This is a genomic window from Microbacterium sp. NPDC076768, from assembly GCF_040687205.1.
Lineage (GTDB): Bacteria > Actinomycetota > Actinomycetes > Actinomycetales > Microbacteriaceae > Microbacterium.
Map to the genome: position 1 here is coordinate 273397 of NZ_JBFBMU010000003.1, position 16264 is coordinate 289660.

Sequence of the window (16264 nt, forward strand, 5' to 3'; positions counted from 1 at the left end):
AACTCCATTGTTCTGCGATTCGGGAAAGGTGACATAGCACCGCGGGTATTCATAACCGAATGATCGGTCAGTAATTGCCGAGCGTAGCGCATCGACCCCATCGAGATCGAGACTTTTTGGCGGATTCGATCAGACTCTCCCGAACGCGCGCAGTGGATGTTCGATGAGCTCGGTGACGCGACGGATAAAGCCAGCCGCGTACCCGCCGTCACACACGCGGTGGTCGAAAGCGAGCGAGAGCTGCATGATGCGTCGGGGCACGATGGCGCCCTCCACCACCCACGGGCGTTCGATAATGCGGCCGATCCCCAGAATCGCAACGTCAGGGTGATTGATGATCGCGGCCGACCCGTCTACTCCGAGTCCGCCGTAGTTGTTCAGCGTGAAGGTCGAGCCGCGCAGGCGCTCTGGCGGCATGCTTCCTGCGCGCGCGGTAGCGGCGAGTTCGCGGAGCGCTGCATCGAGCTGCTCCACACTCAACGCATGTGCCTGAGGAATGACGGGCACCATCAGGCCGCGTTCAGTGTCGGCGGCGACCCCCAGATTCACTCCCTCGAAAGAGATGAGCTCGTCGCCGTCGTCGCTCAGCCGCGATGCCAGCACGGGGTAGTCCTCTAGCGCCAGAAGCACAAAGCGAGCGAGCAACGAGGTCACAGACGGCGCCTTTTCTCCTGCGGGAGCCATCTCTGAGCGGAGATCCCACAGCGCAGTGGCATCGACATCGACCCACACCGTCGCCTCGGGAATCTCTGACCGGCTGCGGGTGAGTTTTGCGCTGACGGCTCGACGCAGCGGCGACATCCGCTCGCGTGAGACCACAGGGAGGCCGTCCACGACGTGGCCAGCTCCCGCCGCGGAGCGGTGCTGCTCGTGCGCGCCATCGACCGCCGTGTCGACGGCGGCGCGCAACACATCGGCGCGGGTGATTGCACCGTCGGTGCCGGTCGCGGTGATGCTGCGGACGTCGACGCCGAGGTCTCGCGCAAGCCGACGCACAATGGGAGAGCGAACGGCGATGGGGGATCGAGCGGCGATGGGGGAGTCCGTTCGCTCCACGGGAGCTGGCGCTGACGCAGCAGCATCGGGGCGGCGTTCTCTGCTCGAAGATACGGCGGGACGCCGTCGTCCCTTTGTGGTGTTGCTCGTGGTGCCGTACCCGATCAACACATTGCCTGAGCCGGCGCGTTCTTCCTGGCGATAGTTTTCGTGCTCCACGTCGGCTGCGTCTGCGGCTGCGGCTGCGGGATCAGCGACTTCCAGAACGGGAGCGCCGACGTCGATGGTGTCGCCAGCGTCACCATGCAACGCGGTCACGACTCCGGCGAACGGCGATGGCAACTCGACGATGCTCTTCGCCGTCTCTACCTCAGCGATGGGCTGGTCGGTGGTGATGGTGTCGCCGACAGCGACGAGCCACTGCACGAGCCCTGCCTCGGTGAGCCCCTCGCCAAGGTCGGGAAGACGGAAAACCTTCGCGGTGCTCTGCGGTTTTACGTGGGTGCTCATGCGTCCTCATCAAAGTGCAGCGTGTCGATCGCATCGAGTACGCGATCGATGTCTGGGAGATACCAGTGCTCGAGCTTGGGGGGTGCATATGGTGTGTCAAAACCCGTGACCCGGCGTACCGGTGCTTCAAGAAACTCGAAGCACCGCTCGAACACCCGTGCTTGAATCTCGGACGCCACGCTGACGTAGCCTGGCGCTTCGGCGATCACAACAGCGCGGCCAGTCGACTTCACCGCCGCCATCACCGTGGCGTCATCGAAAGGCGAGAGCGAGCGCACATCTACCACCTGCACGCTTCTTCCCTCACTTTCCGCGACCTCGGCCGCTTCGATCGCAAGTGATACGGCTGCCCCGTAAGCAAGCAGGGTGACGTCTGTCCCCGCACGAGCGATGCGAGCCGTGCCCAGCTCGGCCGTGACCGAGGTGTCGACTTCGCCCTTAGTCCAGTAGAGCTTTTTCGGCTCAAGAAAGATCACAGGGTCGGCAGACGCAATAGCGGCCCGCAGCAGCGAGTATGCATCTTGCGGTGTGGAGGGGCTGATCACCGTGAGGCCGGGAGTGTGCGCGTAATAGGCCTCAGACGAATCGCAGTGGTGCTCCACTCCGCCGATGCCGCCGCCGTAGGGAATCCGGATAACCAGCGGCATCCGCATGCCGCCTCGTGTGCGGTTGCCGAGTTTGGCCACGTGGCCGACGATCTGTTCGAACGCCGGCAGCGCGAAGGCATCGAACTGCATCTCGATGACCGGGCGCATACCGTTCATTGCCATGCCAACCGCGGTGCCGACGATGCCAGCCTCGGCAAGGGGCGTATCGAAGCAACGCTCTTCACCGAACCGAGCAGTGAGCCCATCGGTGATCCGGAAGACACCACCCAGTGCCCCGACGTCTTCTCCAAAAACGACGACGTCTGGGTCATCGGCGATGGCGTCGGCGAGTGCCCTGTTGAGTGCCGCGGCCATGCTCATCGTGGTCGTGTTCATAGTTCCGATCGCGCTGTCGGTGCGAAGGTCGTCCTGGGTCCTCGTCATCACTTGCCTCCCGGAGCCGTGGCGTCTGCATCCGCGAGTTGCGATCGCTCGATCTCGTCGCGGAGCAGCTGCCACTGCTCATCGAGCTGCGAGGAGCGCTCGGCGGTGACGAAGCGGAACAGATCTTCTGGGTCGAGGTCGGCATCGGTGTTCAATGCCGCCCGCATAGCTGCGGCGATCTCTTCGGCGCCTGCGGCGAATCTCTCTTCTGTGGCGGTGTCAAGAGCGCCAGCGGCGGTGAGGTGCGCTCGGAGGCGAAGCAATGGGTCGCGGGCAATCCATGCCTGCACCTCATCGCGCTCGCGGTACCGCGAGTCGTCATCTGCATTGGTATGCGCCTGCATCCGGTAGGTGTGCGCTTCGACAAGCGAGGGTCCGCCGCCTGAGCGAGCACGGTCGACGGCTTCTCCGAGGACTGCCAAAACGGCGGCGACGTCGTTTCCGTCAACACGCTGTCCCGGCATTCCGTAGCCGATCGCCTTGTGGGCGAGGGAGGGGGCCGCGGTCTGACGCGAGAGGGGAACGGAGATCGCAAACTCGTTGTTTTGCACGAAGAAAACAACGGGAACGTGGAAGACGGCGGCGAAGTTCATGGCTTCATGGAAGTCACCCTCGCTGGTAGCTCCATCGCCGCAGAGAGCGAGCACTACGGTGCCTTCGCCGCGATACTTCGCCGCTTGGGCGAAGCCGACGGCATGAAGAAGCTGTGTGGCCAGTGGAGTCGCCTGAGGGGCGACGCGGTGCGCGCGCACATCGTAGCCAGAATGCCAATCGCCCTTGAGGAGCACGAGCGCATCTGCCGGTGCGACTCCGCGCGCAATCACGGCGACCGAGTCGCGGTACGTCGGAAACAGCCAGTCCGCATCTCCGAGAATCATTGCCGCACCGATCTGACACGCTTCCTGTCCGTGTGATGACGGGTAGACCGCAAGGCGTCCCTGGCGCACCAAAGCGCCAGCCTGATCGTTGATGCGTCGTCCCTCGACGAGGCCTCGGTAGGCGGCGAGCAACGTCTCGGTGTCGGGGAGTGCGTAGTGTGCGTCCGCTACCGTCTCGCCGTGCTCGTCGATCAGTCGTACCGCTGTGTCTCGCGGGAGTAGATCTGGGTGCTGCATGCGCTCGCCTTCCTTGCCGAACTCGATGAAGACAGCATGACTCCGACGCGACAGTCATCCAAGATCTTTCGGTGAAGTATGGATAGAACGACACTTTGTGATGCATTCTTGAACGAAGTGTCAGAAATACTGCGCTGCGGGGAGGGTGTCATGGTCGCTCTGGACGACACAGATCGCGCGATTCTCGAAGAGTTGCGGCGCGATGCGCGTGCGTCGATGACGGCGGTCGCTGAGGCCGTGCATATCTCGCGTGCAGGCGCGCACGCCAGGATCAAACGACTCACCGACGCGGGTGTTATCACCGGATACTCGGTGCGCACCGACCCCGTGCTGCTGGGGCATCATGCGAGTGCCTACGTAACTTTGGCTATCGAGCAAGCCACCTGGCAATCAGTGAGTGAGCGGTTGCGGGCGATCCCTGAGATCGAACATATGGCGCTGGTCGGGGGCGACTTCGACGTGATTCTTCTCGTGCGAGCCAACGATGCCCGCGATCTGCGGCGCATCGTCTTAGAAGACATTCAGGCGATCCCGTCGATCCGTTCGACCAGGACGACCCTCATTTTTGAGGACTATCCGCGGGACTAACCTTCGTCTAGCTGGGTATCCAAGGCTCGGGCGTATCGATAGCTCCCCACATGGGGAAGCTGAGCAAGAGCGCGGTGAATATCCCTGAGCTCGACACCGCTCAGCGCTCGAATAGAGATCTCTCGAACGCCTCGATCTGCAATTGTCAGCCGAACGCGATTGGTGGGTATCCAGCGTCCGAAAACACTCCTCACCGACTCGTAGTGCAGGATCGAAGACGCGCGAAAGATCAACCTCTTGTGCACCTTCAGGCCACGCTGAATCTCGACGAGGTCTTCGGGGCCAAGCAAGAATCGCGATCTGGTTCGTATGGCCCACAGCACCATAAGCGCCCCAGTGATAAAAACAGCGGAGAGCGTCCATGCGTTGCGAAACAATGCATGGCTGATTACGGTGACCGCGATCCACGGCATGCTCACCAAAATGAGGCCAACGGGTGAGGAAGCGCCGAGGTTCTTGGTTCGGCGGTAGTCAGAGAAAACAGACCGCACGAGTGCGGATGTTTCTCTTCTCGTCGAATCCAAGGAGAGAAAATAGGGGGTTTGACCGTCTCCAGAGCCGCCTGACACGAGCACAATAGAACGACGCATCATCCGGAAAAGGAGTGGTCGTTGCACTTCCACGACGGTGACATCGCTGGTTTTGATGGTTCGAGTTCGAGTGGAGATGAGCCCCTGCCGCGTCTCGATAAGATCCGATGTGTGTCGCACTCGAAAGTTCGCCATCTGCGCAGATTTCGAAATGTAGCCAATTGTGAGCGCTACACACAAGACGCCGAGGGTCGAGAGCACGATAACGGAGGTTTGCATCGCGACCAGTCGCTCCCACACATAAGTGGAAGTCTGCAAGAGATCTTTCTGCAGCAGCCGAGAGAGGAGCCCGAGTATTGCGACGAGAAGAGGGAAGATGAAGTACCACTGGGCGTGCGCAAAACAGTACAGAGACGTTCTCACGTATCTGAATTCGCTCGTCTCTTGCGAGGAATCGAGACCCTCTACCCGCCCGTTCTCAATACTTGTACGCAGCTCGGCCACTTTCGAGGCACTCAGCGCCTTGAGGTGAATTTCGCTCGCGCGACCAGCGCCATGCATTATGCGCACTTCGGAGCGCCGCCACACGCGCAGCAGCCATGGTGCTTCGACGTGCATGCCTCTGACACTCGACCACGGAATGTGAAGCGAGGTGGAGTTGAGTCTGCCTGATCTGTACTCGAGTTCTGCGTTGTGAATTTCGTATCTCGTTGTCCACCATTCTGTGATCACCAAGATGAGGCGCACAGTGAAGGCGAGGGTCACGATTGCATAGACGGCGAACGGCACGGGCCTCTCGACGAGCGCGCCGATGGCAAGGGTGGCTCCCACGCCGAGAGTTGCGCTCAGGAGCGACCGTGCGGCGACGGTCCCGACCATCGCACGGCTGTTTCGCTCAACCACGGTCGTGCTGGCTCAGGATCGAGCGGACTTCTTCTTGCAGCACAGCAAACGCGTCTTCAGTGACCCCGTCGATGTCGACGAACGTGCCCGGTACCTGTAATCGAATGCTCACGAGTCCGTAGGTGCGCAGAATCGGTCCCTGGTTCTTCTCGATCACCAGGAGTTGCTGCATCGGGACGAAGCAAGTCTTCGTGGTGAGTACGCCCGAAGAGGTATGGATGCCATCCAGCGCTACCGTGTAACGAAACCGTCGCACAGCTGCGGGTGTGAGCAATACGAGCTCAACGATGATCGCGAGAGAGATTAGCCCCACCACCGCATAGGTGAGTGTCCCTTGCAAAACGGGGAAGAATATGACGATGGTTGCCATGAGAATCATCAGCAGAAGGGCGCTAAACACGCCTCGCCACGTTCTTACCACGACAGCTTTTGGTGCGAGTTGCATTTAAGTATTTCCTGTTTGCGCACACAAATAAGTGGCGCCTGTGAGTAAATCTCACAGGCGCCACTTATAAGGAACTAGCCAATCACAAAGTACGTGGCTACACGCGAAACTTCCTGAATACCAGCGCCAACGATTCGTGCCAAATAAACCAGCATGCCAACCTCCCCCCGGTTGTCTACTAGGCCTCCCACAGACCTGACTTTGTCACTTATTACACATTTGACTAGGCCACATGTGCATGCTGCCCGCTACCTCTCCGGACGTGATTTAGCCTAGCGGCTGGGATTATTCGATTCACTTTCTTTGTCATTGTTTAGCCGCAGGTCATGGCTTCTCTTGCAGACCCTGCCTCGTGATTCTGGCCGAACATGCAGACTGTCAACCTTCGTCTAAAGGGCGATGCTCGGATGTTGGGGAGATAGCGGGGCGCGCTCTCTTTCGGTACAACTTTTCGCCAGCGAGGTCGTGTGCTGGAATATTGCTCTGAGCTGGGGTTATTGGGGTGGGAATGTCGGTGGCCCCGTGTTGACTGAGGGGTATGAGCAACCCGGTGCAGCTTCTCGAAAAGGTCTCGTCTGACCTTGATGTGGTGTTGCGTTCCGACGTAGTTGCGGGGTTGTCGGTGACGGCGAAGATGGAGTTGTTGCGCGCGGCCGGTGAGGTGCAACGTCGCGTGGAGGCGGTGATCGTTGAAACGGTGGCATCGGTAGATGCGCGTCCTGCAGGGTCGGGTGAAGCTGGTTTCTGCGGGCTGTTTGGCTGCCGGAGCGTCGGCGAGTTGTTGCAACGGGTGTTGCGAGTCGATGCGGCAAGTGCAGGCCGAGTAGTGAAAGCGGCGAAAGCAGTGCGACGCGAAATCTGTATCTCCTCCGGGGAATGGTTGCCGGCCCGGTGGCCTGCCCTGCGGGCGGCGATGGTCGACGGGGTTGTCGGGGTCACCGGGGTGTTGGCCGCGATCGGGCCTGTGGAGCAGGCCGGGGCCCGGGTTCGTGTCGAGGACCGGTTACGAGCCGACGCAGAACTTGCCGCGCATGCGCGGGGGCTTGTTGCAGACCTCGACACTGCAGAAGATAATCCGAACAGTGGTGCAGAGGTGGGGCCGGTGGCGACGCCGGAAGATTTGCGGGTGCTGTCGTTGGTGATCGTGCAATACCTGGATCCTGACGGGGCAGAACCCGCCGAAGATATTGCGATGCGTGCCCGCGGGATTGTGCTCGGACGCGCTAAAGACGGTGTCATCCCGATCAGGGGTGGACTGTTGCCGGAGACAGCGGGGCAGTTGCAACGCATCTTCGACGCGTACTTGAACCCCAAAGTCGACGGACCCCCACTCCCCGGCGTCACCTTCCGCCCCACCGACGACACGGACGACACAGACGGCGCAGGCGCCGGGTTGTTGCCCGAAGACGATCCAGGACACATGGTTGACCCGCGTAGTCGTGCACAAAAACAGCACGACACGCTCGCGGCAGCACTCGGGATCGCCGCCCGACATGACGACATGCCCCGACTGGGTGGTGCGGCCCCGACCCTGATCGTGTCGGTGACCGCAGAAGACTACGCCGCGAACTCCGGCTGGGCACACATCGACGGCATCGACACCCCCGTCCCTGTGCGCACCGCCGCCCACACCGCCTGCGCCGGCGGAGTACAACGAGTGCTATTCGACCCCGCAGGACGCATCATCGGCATCAGCACCACCGACCGCATCTTCACTGCCCACCAACGCCGCGCGATCACCCTCCGCGACCACACATGCCTCATCCCCGGATGCCACGTCCCGGCCACCTGGTGCGAAATCCACCACGTCACCGAACACACCAACAACGGCCCCACCCACACCGACAACGGCGTCGCCCTCTGCTGGCACCACCACCGCACCCTCGACACCAGCGGATGGCACATCCGCATGAAACACGGCACCCCACAAATCCAAGGACCCGGATGGTGGGACCCCACCCACAAATGGCGCACACCCACTGCACCCCGTTCACACCTACGCGCACACACGCACGGTCGTTCAGCGCTCTCGCTGCCCGTTGAGGAGGAGACTCGGCTAGCTGGCGACGCCCACGAAGAACACCACTGCGACGATCGCGATGGCCAGGGCGCCGAACACAGTCGCCAGCAGCGTTAGGGCGAGAAGCATCCCCGCGCCCGGCGGTCTCACAGTCGGCGATGTTGCCTGGCGGTCACCGTCGATACTCGCGTGGGGTTCAGACATTGTTGAACCCAACCAGGCCGTCAGTTGCGCCTGTCGGCGGCGGGAGCCAAACCAGAGAGCGCAGGCCGCGACTAACCCAATCGCCCCTGGCAACAGCCCCCAGTTCGCAGCGTTTTCCGGCAACATCAGCGGGAAGATTCGCAAAGAGACCAGAGAGCCGACAGCAATCGCGAGGGCAGTGCGACGCCATGCCAGTTCAGTGCGCTCCGGTTGCAGTCCCGGATCAAGCGGACCCTGGCTTGTCACCGCCAGAGCACCCCTGCGACGACGAGCAATCCGACAGTCGCGACGACAACAGCAAGCACGACAGAAGAGAACGCGCCAGGCAAAGGGCGTGACTGGCGCATTGCGCGCTCGGCTCGCATCCATTCCCACCACGCCAGCGGTGCGACAGCGGTGCCAGCGATGATCAGCAGAAGAGACGCCGCGAGCCGCAGCCCAGGGTGCAGGTCGAGACCAAGTACCTCAAGCGCGACGCCACCGGCGATGAGGGCGAGTCCCGTGCGGGTCCACGCGAGGAACGTGCGCTCGTTCGCCATGGAGAACCGCGGATCAGGCTCTTCTCCTACGCCAAACACCGAAGCTGGAAAACGTCGCATCGACTCATCGTAGCGGCGCAACGAGTTCTCAGAATCAGCGCGTTGGCGACAGTGCTAGCTGATCGTCAGCTCGAAGCCGTCCGCGGCCGCTGCGACCGAAACTTGCGAGAGGTCACGGACGAGCACCGTCGGATGGTGGGCAGCAGCGTGCGGGCCGACGCCCACCACGCGCATGCCAGCGGCAAGGCCCGCCTGGATTCCTGCACCGGAGTCTTCGAAGACAATGCACTCAGATGGGGTGATTCCCAACATCTTCGCTGCGCGGAGGAAGCCCTCAGGATCGGGCTTCGACGCGGACACATCTTCGGCCGTCACATGGAGCGCCGGCACAGTGAGTCCGGCTGCACCCATCCGCGCAGTCATCAATGCGAGGTTTGCTGAGGTGACAATCGCATGGGGGTAGGGGAGTAGCGCATCCAGCAGCTCCCGTGCTCCGGGGATTTCGATGACACCGTCGACATCGCCCGCTTCATTCGCGAGCATGACATCGTTCTCGCGTAGGTTCACCGCATGATCGCGCTCCGGGAGCATGATGGCCATGCTCTGATGGCCTTGGCGTCCGTGTACCGTGCGCAACACCGTCTCTGGGTCGATGCCGTGCGGCTCGGCCCAGGCGAGCCAGAGGCGTTCCACGACGGCGGTCGAGTCGACAAGGGTGCCGTCCATGTCGAGAAGGGCAGCGCGTGCGGAGAGAGTCTGGGTCACCACGCCAGGCTACTGCGAGAGGCTGAAACCACCATCGCTGGTGAGCACCTGCCCGACTATCCAGCTTCCGGCTGATGTGGAAAGCCATCCGATTAGCTCCGCTGGATCAGCAGGCACCCCGAATCGTCCGAAGGGGGTTGTCGCCAAGTACTGGTCGAGCTCGCCCAGTGGCCGATCCGTCGTCTCCGGGTCCATGTAGCCAGTGTTCACTGGTCCGGGGTTCACCGTGTTCAAGACGATGCCGAGTTCCAGCAGTTCAGCGGCGACCGAGGCGGTGACCCCCGCGAGGGCCGCTTTGCTGGTGGCATACGCGATCTCCCCACGCATCGGACCGTGCCCTTGTCCTGAAGTCATCCAAAACACATGACCCTGGGGTGCAGTGAAGGGCTTCTGGCCGGAAAGTCGCTCTCCCGGGCGTCTTGCCGTGTCTGCGGCGGAAGTCTTGCGTCGCGCAAACTCAGCCGTCAGCAGGAGAGTTGATCGTGTATTCACATCCCAGAACGCGTCGAGCCGCTCGGGAGTCATGTCGAGGATGCTGCCGTCGTCACCGCTCTTTGCATGGTTGCAGACCAGAATGTCGATCGAGCCGTTGAGGCCCGCGGCGGTTTCAACGACCGACGAAACGGACGCTTCGTCGGCGAGGTCCGCTCCGACGTCATCGATACGGGCGTCGCCGACAAGGCATGTGCGGATGCCCTCTCGCACGGCGGAGAGATCATCACCGCCCCACGGCTGGGCGAGGTCGTGTTCGTGATGGTGCTGAAACACGACGCTGGCCCCGAGAGAGGCGAGTTTCGAGGCGATGCCGAAACCGATACCTCGACGACGGGAGACGCCGGTGACGAGAGCAGTCTTGCCGCTCAGAGGAAAATTCTCATGCATAGGTGAACCCTTCAGACGCGCCAGAAGACGGCGCACGGACGTGAGGAGAAGGCGTCACAGGCATTTCATGAAGACGATGCTAGCGCGGAGAACCCTCGCCCACGTCGGTGTTCCGCGCAGGGTCACCTACTCTGGAAGGAACATGGCACATCTTCTCGGGGCAGAAGCCCTCCACCTCGAATATCCGACCAGAGTCGTTTTTGACTCCGTGACCCTCGGCATCGAGGAGGGGAATCGTATTGGCATCGTCGGTCGCAACGGCGACGGCAAGTCCAGCCTGCTGGGAATGTTGGCTGGCATAAAGGAACCGAACTCCGGACGCGTCACCGTGCGCAAAGGCACGACTATCGGTGTCCTTGACCAGGCAGACAACCTGCCAGACGACCTCACCATCAGCGCCGCAGTTGTCGGCGACACCCCGGAATACGAATGGGCTGGAGACGCGCGCATCCGCGACGTGATCGACGGCCTTCTCGCTGACCTCCCCTGGGACGCGGAGATCGGTTCGCTCAGCGGCGGACAACGACGCAGAGTCTCGCTCGCCAAACTCCTCACCGGGGATTGGGACGTGATTGCCCTCGATGAGCCCACAAACCACCTCGATGTCGAAGCCATTACCTGGCTCGCAGGACACTTGAAAAAGCGCTGGCCCACGAACTCAGGTGCGCTCATGGTCGTGACACACGACCGGTGGTTCCTCGACGAGATCTGCACCGAAACCTGGGAAGTGCACGACCGCCTTGTCGAACCTTTCGAGGGCGGATACGCCGCATACATCTTGCAACGCGTTGAGCGCGACCGGATGGCGGCGACCGTCGAGGCAAAGCGTCAGAACTTGGCGCGCAAGGAGCTCGCCTGGCTTCGCCGCGGAGCCCCAGCGCGGACGGCCAAGCCGAAGTTCCGCATCGACGCCGCCAACGACCTCATCGCCGATGTGCCGGAGATTCGCGACAAAGTATCGCTGCAGTCGCTTGCTGTTTCGCGCCTCGGCAAAGACGTCGTTGACCTGCTCGATGTGGGGGTGACTTACCCTTCGACAGGCTCAGGGACCGGGGGCTCAGGGACCGGGGGCTCAGGGACCGGGGGCTCAGGGGAGAAAGTGGTGTTGCGCGACGTGGAGTGGCGCATCGCGCCGGGGGAGCGCACCGGCATTCTCGGCGTGAATGGTGCGGGCAAGTCCACTTTGCTCGGGCTTATTTCCGGCACCGTCGAACCGACGGTTGGTCGGGTCAAACGAGGCAAAACCGTCAAGGTGCAGACGTTGACGCAGCGGCTCGATGAGCTTGACCAGTACTGGAAAGACCCGGTGCGCGTCGTCATCTCCGGACTCCGCACCTCCTACACCCTGGGTGCGGGATCGAAGGCGCAAGACCTGACGCCAGGCCAATTGCTCGAGCGGCTGGGCTTCTCCTCCGCGCAGCTGTCTACGAAGGTCAAAGACCTCTCCGGTGGTCAACAGCGCCGACTGCAGCTGCTGCTTGTGTTGCTTGAACAGCCGAACGTGCTGATCCTCGACGAGCCGACCAACGACCTGGACACCGACATGCTCGCCGCGATCGAAGATCTTCTCGATTCGTGGTCAGGCACTCTGCTGGTGGTGAGCCACGATCGGTATTTCCTGGAGCGCGTCACCGATCAGCAGTACGCGATCCTCGACGGGCAGCTCCGGCACCTCCCCGGCGGAGTGGACGAGTACCTGCGTCTTCGTCAGCTGCAAGATGCTGCCACCACGAAGCAGACCGCTACCGCTGCGGCGACCGAGACCACCACACCCAAGGGGCTCGACGGTGCTGCCCTGCGCACGGCGCAGAAAGAGATTTCTTCGCTGGAGCGACGCATCCAGAAACTCACCCAGCAGATGAATGCAGCCAAGACTGCCCTCGCTGATCATGATCAGGCCGATTATGAGGGCCTCGCTGAGCGCATGAAGAAGATCAGCGATCAGCAGGCAGAGATTGAAGAGCTGGAGATGCGCTGGTTCGAGCTGACCGATGAGGTTGGCTAAGAGCCAAGGGCGACCATGTGAGACCCCCTCTGACTGATATGCCGGTCGGCTGTGACCCTGTGTGACGAACGATTCTCTGTGCGCTGAAGCCTCTGCGTAACGTGTTCCCGTCCGCCAGGAAGGAACCTCACATGTCACGTCGCACTCTCTCCGTTCTCGCCACGCTCGCCGTGGTCCCCTTTGCCGTCACCCTCGCGGGCTGCGCGTCTGCATCCCCCGACTCTGGAGGTGAGAGCTCGGCTGAGAACGAGACCGTAAGAATCGGTGTCGTCAACGACGGGGACGCGCAGTGGGCGCCGTTTGTGGCGGCAGCAGCTGCGGAAGACATCAGCGTTGAACTCGTCAACTTCGGTTCATACGAGCAGCCGAATCCCGCGCTAGCCGAGGGGGAGCTGGATCTCAATCAGTTCCAGCACATCGTCTATCTCGCCGAGTACAACGAAGCATCAGGCAACGATCTCACCCCCATCGGTTCCACAGCGATCTACCCGCTTGGCCTCTACTCAACGAAGTTCGATGATGTGAAGAGCATCCCGAAGAACGAGACCGTTGCTGTTCCAGACGACGCCTCAAACCAAGCGCGCGCGCTGCTGGTGTTGCAATCAGCGGGGCTCGTGGAGCTGAAGAGCGGGGGCACGATCTTCTCAGACCTCGCCGACATCGACACCGACAAGTCGAAGGTGAAGGTCACCGCGCTTGAGGCCGCCCTCATCCCTACGTCGCTCCCGGACGTTGCCGCGGCGATCGTCAACAACGACTTCGTCACTGACGCGGGTCTCACGTTCGACGATGCGCTCGCACAGGACGACCCAGAGGATGCAAATGCTCTGCCGTACGTGAACATCTTCGCTGCGAAGGCAGAAGACGCCGACAACGAGACGTATCTCAAGCTTGTCGAGATCTTCCAGACAGATGCGGATGTCCAGGCAGGGCTCCAAGAATCATCGGGAAACGTCGCGGCTGCCGTGCAGGTTCCTGCGGAAGATCTGGTCGACTCGCTCGCGAAGGTTCAAAAGGACACCAGAGCGCAAGGCTGATCAATCCGCGATTTCGTCCCCCTGGGGTCTTTTTCTTGAGCTGTAGACCGGAGCTTTCATGCCGATCGTGACGCTATCGAACGTGTCAAAAACCTACCCGTCACCGAACTCTGGCGGGCAGGAGATGGTTGCCGTTGACGATGTGACCCTGGAGATCGAGAAGGGCGACGTTTTCGGCATCATCGGCTACTCGGGTGCCGGTAAGTCGACACTCGTGCGGCTGATCAACGCGCTTGAGCCGGCAACAGGGGGAACGATCACCGTTGATGGCGTAGACATCACCGCACTTCGCGAGCGTGAACTGCGCAAGGTGCGTGGCGGTATTGGCATGATCTTCCAGCAGTTCAATCTGTTCTCGGCTCAAAGCGTGCGAGCAAATGTGGCTTACCCGCTCAAGCTCGCAGGCTGGGCGAAGACAGACATCGATGCCCGCGTTGCCGAGCTTCTGGATTTCGTTGGACTTTCCGACAAAGCCAAGTCCTACCCAGAGCAGTTATCGGGAGGCCAAAAGCAGCGTGTCGGTATCGCGAGGGCTCTCGCCACTGGTCCGTCGATTCTGCTCGCGGATGAGGCGACCAGTGCGCTCGATCCCCAAACGACTCACGAAGTGCTCGACCTACTGAAACGTGTGAACGAGGAGCACGGTGTGACCATCGTCATCATCACTCACGAAATGGACGTGATTCAGACAATCGCGACCAAGGTGGCAGTGATGGAGGCAGGCCGGGTCATCGAGCAGGGCGATGTGTACGAGGTCTTCTCCGCCCCGCAGAACCACGCATCGCAGCGCTTTGTGGGCACCGTCGTCAAGGGAGTTCCGTCGCCGTCAGAACTCGCCGTTCTCCGCGAGCGGCACACCGGACGGCTGGTCACCTTCTCCTTCCGCGACGGAGACTCTTCCCAGGCTCAGGTGTTCGTGGACCTTGCGACTGCTGGTCTCGACTTCGAGCTGGTGTACGGCGGCATAAACGACATTCGCGGTCGGGCCTTTGGGCATCTCACCCTCGCGATTCGCGGGGAAAACGCGACGGTCGATCGGGTGCTTGCAGAAATAGGTGCGCGCATCGAAGTTACTGAGATCGCCGGAGAGGAGACGCGCTGATGGAGCGTCTTGTCGAATTGTGGCCCCAGTTCTGGGTGGCAGCGCTGGAGACCCTCTACATGACCTCGGTCGCCCTGCTGTTCGGCGGCATCGTCGGTCTCCTCTGGGGAGTCATGCTCTACATCACTCGGAACGGAGGCATCCTGCCTAACCGTCCGATCAATGTGGTCGTGAACACCATCATCAACATCTTCCGTCCGATCCCGTTCGTCATCTTCATTGCTGCAATCTCGCAGCCGCTGGCGCGTGTGGTGATCGGTACGGGAATCGGCACGAATGCCGGTGCCTTTGCGATCGGACTTGCGGCGTCTTTCGCCATCGGGCGCATCGTCGAGCAGCACCTGGTGTCCGTCCCCACCGGCGTCATCGAAGCAGCTCGGGCGATGGGGGCAGGGCCCTGGCGGATCCTCTTCACTGTGGCTATTCCGGAGGCGCTAGGGCCGCTCATCCTGGGCTATACCTTCGTGATCGTCGCGCTGATCGATATGACCGCGATGGCAGGACTCATTGGAGGCGGTGGCCTCGGTGCCTTTGCCCAGGTCTATGGCTTCCGTCAGTTTGAGCCGGTGGTGATGTGGGCAGCGATCATCTTGATCGTCGTATTCGTCCATCTCGTGCAGCTGTTGGGGAACCGACTCGCGCGCAAGGTCATGCGTCGCTGACGGGATCGCCCTCGGAGGGGGCTTCTCGCAGGGCGCGCCGCGTGGTGAACACCCGATCATGGCCGCTCAAAGGGTCGACAAAACGCAGTTCCCTGGCGAGCAGCTGCAGCGGCTTGTCGAAATCATCCGGCATGTCTGCCAGCAGTTCGGGATAGAACCGATCGTTCAAGATGCCGAGACCGAGTGCGGCAAGGTGCACGCGCAACTGATGCATCTTGCCGCTGTGCGGTCGAAGCAGCGTATGCACCACGTGGTCGTCTCTGCCGAGGAGTTCGATGAGCGTTTCGGAGTTCGGCTCCTTGGCATCGTCGACCTGCACGCGCACTTGACCGCGCAGCTTCAGGATGTTGTTGCGGTAGACGAGCGGAAGCGACGGTAGCGCGCCGTCCGTCGGAAGAGCGGAGACCGCCTCGTACACCTTCTGCACCTGTCTGTTTTCGAACAGCAGCTGATAGGCGCCCCGCGTGGCCGGCCGCGTCGAGAACATCAGCAGACCGGCTGTCGCACGGTCGAGGCGGTGGATCGGCGCGAGATCTGAGTTGCCGAGCAGATTGCGCAACCGCACCAGGGCAGAGTTCTGCAGAAATTTCCCCCCCGGGGTGGTGGGCAAGAAATGCGGCTTGTCCACCACGAGAAGGTCATCGTCCTGGTGCAAAATCTCGACTTCGAAAGGAATTCGCGTTTCGGGCGGCGGATCCCGGTAGTACCAAACGAACTCCACACTCCCCAGCGCGGCGTCGCGGGCGACCGATGATCCGTCACTGGTGACGACATCTCCGCGGTCGAATCGCTGGAGCAGGTAATCGGGGTCAAGGTGAAAAAAGCGCTCCACCATGTAGGCCGACACCGTGGGCCAGGGGCCTGCAAGCGGCACATGCAGGCGCGTGGCACCCACGCCATCGCGCACGGGTAGAGGGGATGGCATGCCCA

Annotated in this window: 16 protein-coding genes; 6 read left to right on the plus strand and 10 right to left on the minus strand. The window is 61.7% G+C overall.

Features of this window, described 5'->3' with window-relative positions; genetic code table 11:
• Positions 1-129 precede the first annotated feature (129 nt).
• Genes AB0O87_RS13460 through AB0O87_RS13470 form a run of 3 tightly spaced genes read right to left on the minus strand, consistent with a single transcriptional unit; the run spans position 130 to position 3652 of the window.
• Positions 130-1506: a dihydrolipoamide acetyltransferase family protein gene (locus AB0O87_RS13460; protein WP_363516973.1), complete on the minus strand. Its 1377-nt coding sequence runs from the start codon at positions 1504-1506 to the stop codon at positions 130-132.
• Positions 1503-2537 carry an alpha-ketoacid dehydrogenase subunit beta gene (locus tag AB0O87_RS13465; protein WP_363516976.1) on the minus strand — a complete coding sequence of 345 codons (1035 nt, stop codon included), beginning with the start codon at positions 2535-2537 and terminating at the stop codon, positions 1503-1505. Before AB0O87_RS13465 ends, AB0O87_RS13460 begins: the two co-directional genes overlap by 4 nt.
• Positions 2537-3652 (minus strand): thiamine pyrophosphate-dependent enzyme, encoded by a 1116-nt coding sequence (locus AB0O87_RS13470; protein WP_363516979.1) that lies wholly within the window; start codon positions 3650-3652, stop codon positions 2537-2539. The genes AB0O87_RS13465 and AB0O87_RS13470 overlap by 1 nt, the downstream gene beginning before the upstream one ends.
• A 150-nt stretch (positions 3653-3802) precedes the next feature.
• Here AB0O87_RS13470 and AB0O87_RS13475 point away from each other — a divergent pair, with 150 nt between their 5' ends.
• A complete protein-coding gene (locus tag AB0O87_RS13475) occupies positions 3803-4240 on the plus strand; it encodes an Lrp/AsnC family transcriptional regulator (protein ID WP_363516982.1) in 438 nt (145 codons plus the stop codon).
• Here AB0O87_RS13475 and AB0O87_RS13480 read toward each other — a convergent pair.
• Entirely contained in the window at positions 4237-5673 is a 1437-nt protein-coding gene (locus AB0O87_RS13480; RefSeq protein WP_363516985.1) for a PH domain-containing protein, read from the minus strand. The two genes, AB0O87_RS13475 and AB0O87_RS13480, sit on opposite strands and share 4 nt — an antisense overlap.
• Positions 5666-6043: a PH domain-containing protein gene (locus tag AB0O87_RS13485; RefSeq protein WP_363516987.1), complete on the minus strand. Its 378-nt coding sequence runs from the start codon at positions 6041-6043 to the stop codon at positions 5666-5668. The genes AB0O87_RS13480 and AB0O87_RS13485 overlap by 8 nt, the downstream gene beginning before the upstream one ends.
• A 613-nt stretch (positions 6044-6656) precedes the next feature.
• Here AB0O87_RS13485 and AB0O87_RS13490 point away from each other — a divergent pair.
• Entirely contained in the window at positions 6657-8255 is a 1599-nt protein-coding gene (locus AB0O87_RS13490) for a DUF222 domain-containing protein (protein WP_363516990.1), read from the plus strand.
• Here AB0O87_RS13490 and AB0O87_RS13495 read toward each other — a convergent pair.
• Genes AB0O87_RS13495 through AB0O87_RS13510 form a run of 4 tightly spaced genes read right to left on the minus strand, consistent with a single transcriptional unit; the run spans position 8175 to position 10528 of the window.
• The gene (locus AB0O87_RS13495) at positions 8175-8588 is read right to left on the minus strand and encodes a DUF202 domain-containing protein (protein WP_363516993.1); all 414 of its coding nucleotides are present in this window, start codon (positions 8586-8588) and stop codon (positions 8175-8177) included. The two genes, AB0O87_RS13490 and AB0O87_RS13495, sit on opposite strands and share 81 nt — an antisense overlap.
• Entirely contained in the window at positions 8585-8941 is a 357-nt protein-coding gene (locus tag AB0O87_RS13500; RefSeq protein WP_363516996.1) for a DUF202 domain-containing protein, read from the minus strand. Before AB0O87_RS13500 ends, AB0O87_RS13495 begins: the two co-directional genes overlap by 4 nt.
• A gap of 54 nt (positions 8942-8995) precedes the next feature.
• Entirely contained in the window at positions 8996-9646 is a 651-nt protein-coding gene (locus AB0O87_RS13505; RefSeq protein WP_363516998.1) for an HAD-IA family hydrolase, read from the minus strand.
• Positions 9647-9655: 9 nt separating this feature from the next.
• Complete coding sequence (locus tag AB0O87_RS13510; protein ID WP_363517001.1) at positions 9656-10528, minus strand: SDR family oxidoreductase; 873 nt, start codon at positions 10526-10528, stop codon at positions 9656-9658.
• A gap of 142 nt (positions 10529-10670) precedes the next feature.
• Here AB0O87_RS13510 and AB0O87_RS13515 point away from each other — a divergent pair, with 142 nt between their 5' ends.
• The 4 genes from AB0O87_RS13515 to AB0O87_RS13530 all read left to right on the plus strand — a co-directional run bounded on the left by AB0O87_RS13515 (position 10671) and on the right by AB0O87_RS13530 (position 15334).
• On the plus strand, positions 10671-12533 hold the full coding sequence (locus tag AB0O87_RS13515) for an ABC-F family ATP-binding cassette domain-containing protein (RefSeq protein ID WP_363517004.1): 1863 nt from the start codon (positions 10671-10673) through the stop codon (positions 12531-12533).
• Between the two features lie 131 nt (positions 12534-12664).
• The gene (locus AB0O87_RS13520; protein WP_363517007.1) at positions 12665-13570 is read left to right on the plus strand and encodes a MetQ/NlpA family ABC transporter substrate-binding protein; all 906 of its coding nucleotides are present in this window, start codon (positions 12665-12667) and stop codon (positions 13568-13570) included.
• A gap of 58 nt (positions 13571-13628) precedes the next feature.
• Positions 13629-14672, plus strand: coding sequence for a methionine ABC transporter ATP-binding protein (locus AB0O87_RS13525; protein ID WP_363517010.1), 1044 nt, complete (start codon positions 13629-13631; stop codon positions 14670-14672).
• Positions 14672-15334 (plus strand): methionine ABC transporter permease, encoded by a 663-nt coding sequence (locus AB0O87_RS13530; protein ID WP_363517013.1) that lies wholly within the window; start codon positions 14672-14674, stop codon positions 15332-15334. Before AB0O87_RS13525 ends, AB0O87_RS13530 begins: the two co-directional genes overlap by 1 nt.
• On the opposite strand, the gene AB0O87_RS13535 is transcribed toward AB0O87_RS13530, so the two are convergent.
• A complete protein-coding gene (locus AB0O87_RS13535) occupies positions 15321-16259 on the minus strand; it encodes a pseudouridine synthase (protein ID WP_363517016.1) in 939 nt (312 codons plus the stop codon). The genes AB0O87_RS13530 and AB0O87_RS13535 overlap by 14 nt on opposite strands.
• Positions 16260-16264 lie beyond the last annotated feature (5 nt).

Bases quoted from the DNA above. Each gene is read 5' to 3' on its own strand.
- AB0O87_RS13460 (WP_363516973.1), bottom strand. From the start codon at position 1,506: ATGAGCACCCACGTAAAACCGCAGAGCACCGCGAAGGTTTTCCGTCTT.
- AB0O87_RS13465 (WP_363516976.1), bottom strand. From the start codon at position 2,537: ATGACGAGGACCCAGGACGACCTTCGCACCGACAGCGCGATCGGAACT.
- AB0O87_RS13470 (WP_363516979.1), bottom strand. From the start codon at position 3,652: ATGCAGCACCCAGATCTACTCCCGCGAGACACAGCGGTACGACTGATC.
- AB0O87_RS13475 (WP_363516982.1), top strand. From the start codon at position 3,803: ATGGTCGCTCTGGACGACACAGATCGCGCGATTCTCGAAGAGTTGCGG.
- AB0O87_RS13485 (WP_363516987.1), bottom strand. From the start codon at position 6,043: ATGGCAACCATCGTCATATTCTTCCCCGTTTTGCAAGGGACACTCACC.
- AB0O87_RS13490 (WP_363516990.1), top strand. From the start codon at position 6,657: ATGAGCAACCCGGTGCAGCTTCTCGAAAAGGTCTCGTCTGACCTTGAT.
- AB0O87_RS13500 (WP_363516996.1), bottom strand. From the start codon at position 8,941: ATGCGACGTTTTCCAGCTTCGGTGTTTGGCGTAGGAGAAGAGCCTGAT.
- AB0O87_RS13510 (WP_363517001.1), bottom strand. From the start codon at position 10,528: ATGCATGAGAATTTTCCTCTGAGCGGCAAGACTGCTCTCGTCACCGGC.
- AB0O87_RS13515 (WP_363517004.1), top strand. From the start codon at position 10,671: ATGGCACATCTTCTCGGGGCAGAAGCCCTCCACCTCGAATATCCGACC.
- AB0O87_RS13520 (WP_363517007.1), top strand. From the start codon at position 12,665: ATGTCACGTCGCACTCTCTCCGTTCTCGCCACGCTCGCCGTGGTCCCC.
- AB0O87_RS13525 (WP_363517010.1), top strand. From the start codon at position 13,629: ATGCCGATCGTGACGCTATCGAACGTGTCAAAAACCTACCCGTCACCG.
- AB0O87_RS13530 (WP_363517013.1), top strand. From the start codon at position 14,672: ATGGAGCGTCTTGTCGAATTGTGGCCCCAGTTCTGGGTGGCAGCGCTG.
- AB0O87_RS13535 (WP_363517016.1), bottom strand. From the start codon at position 16,259: ATGCCATCCCCTCTACCCGTGCGCGATGGCGTGGGTGCCACGCGCCTG.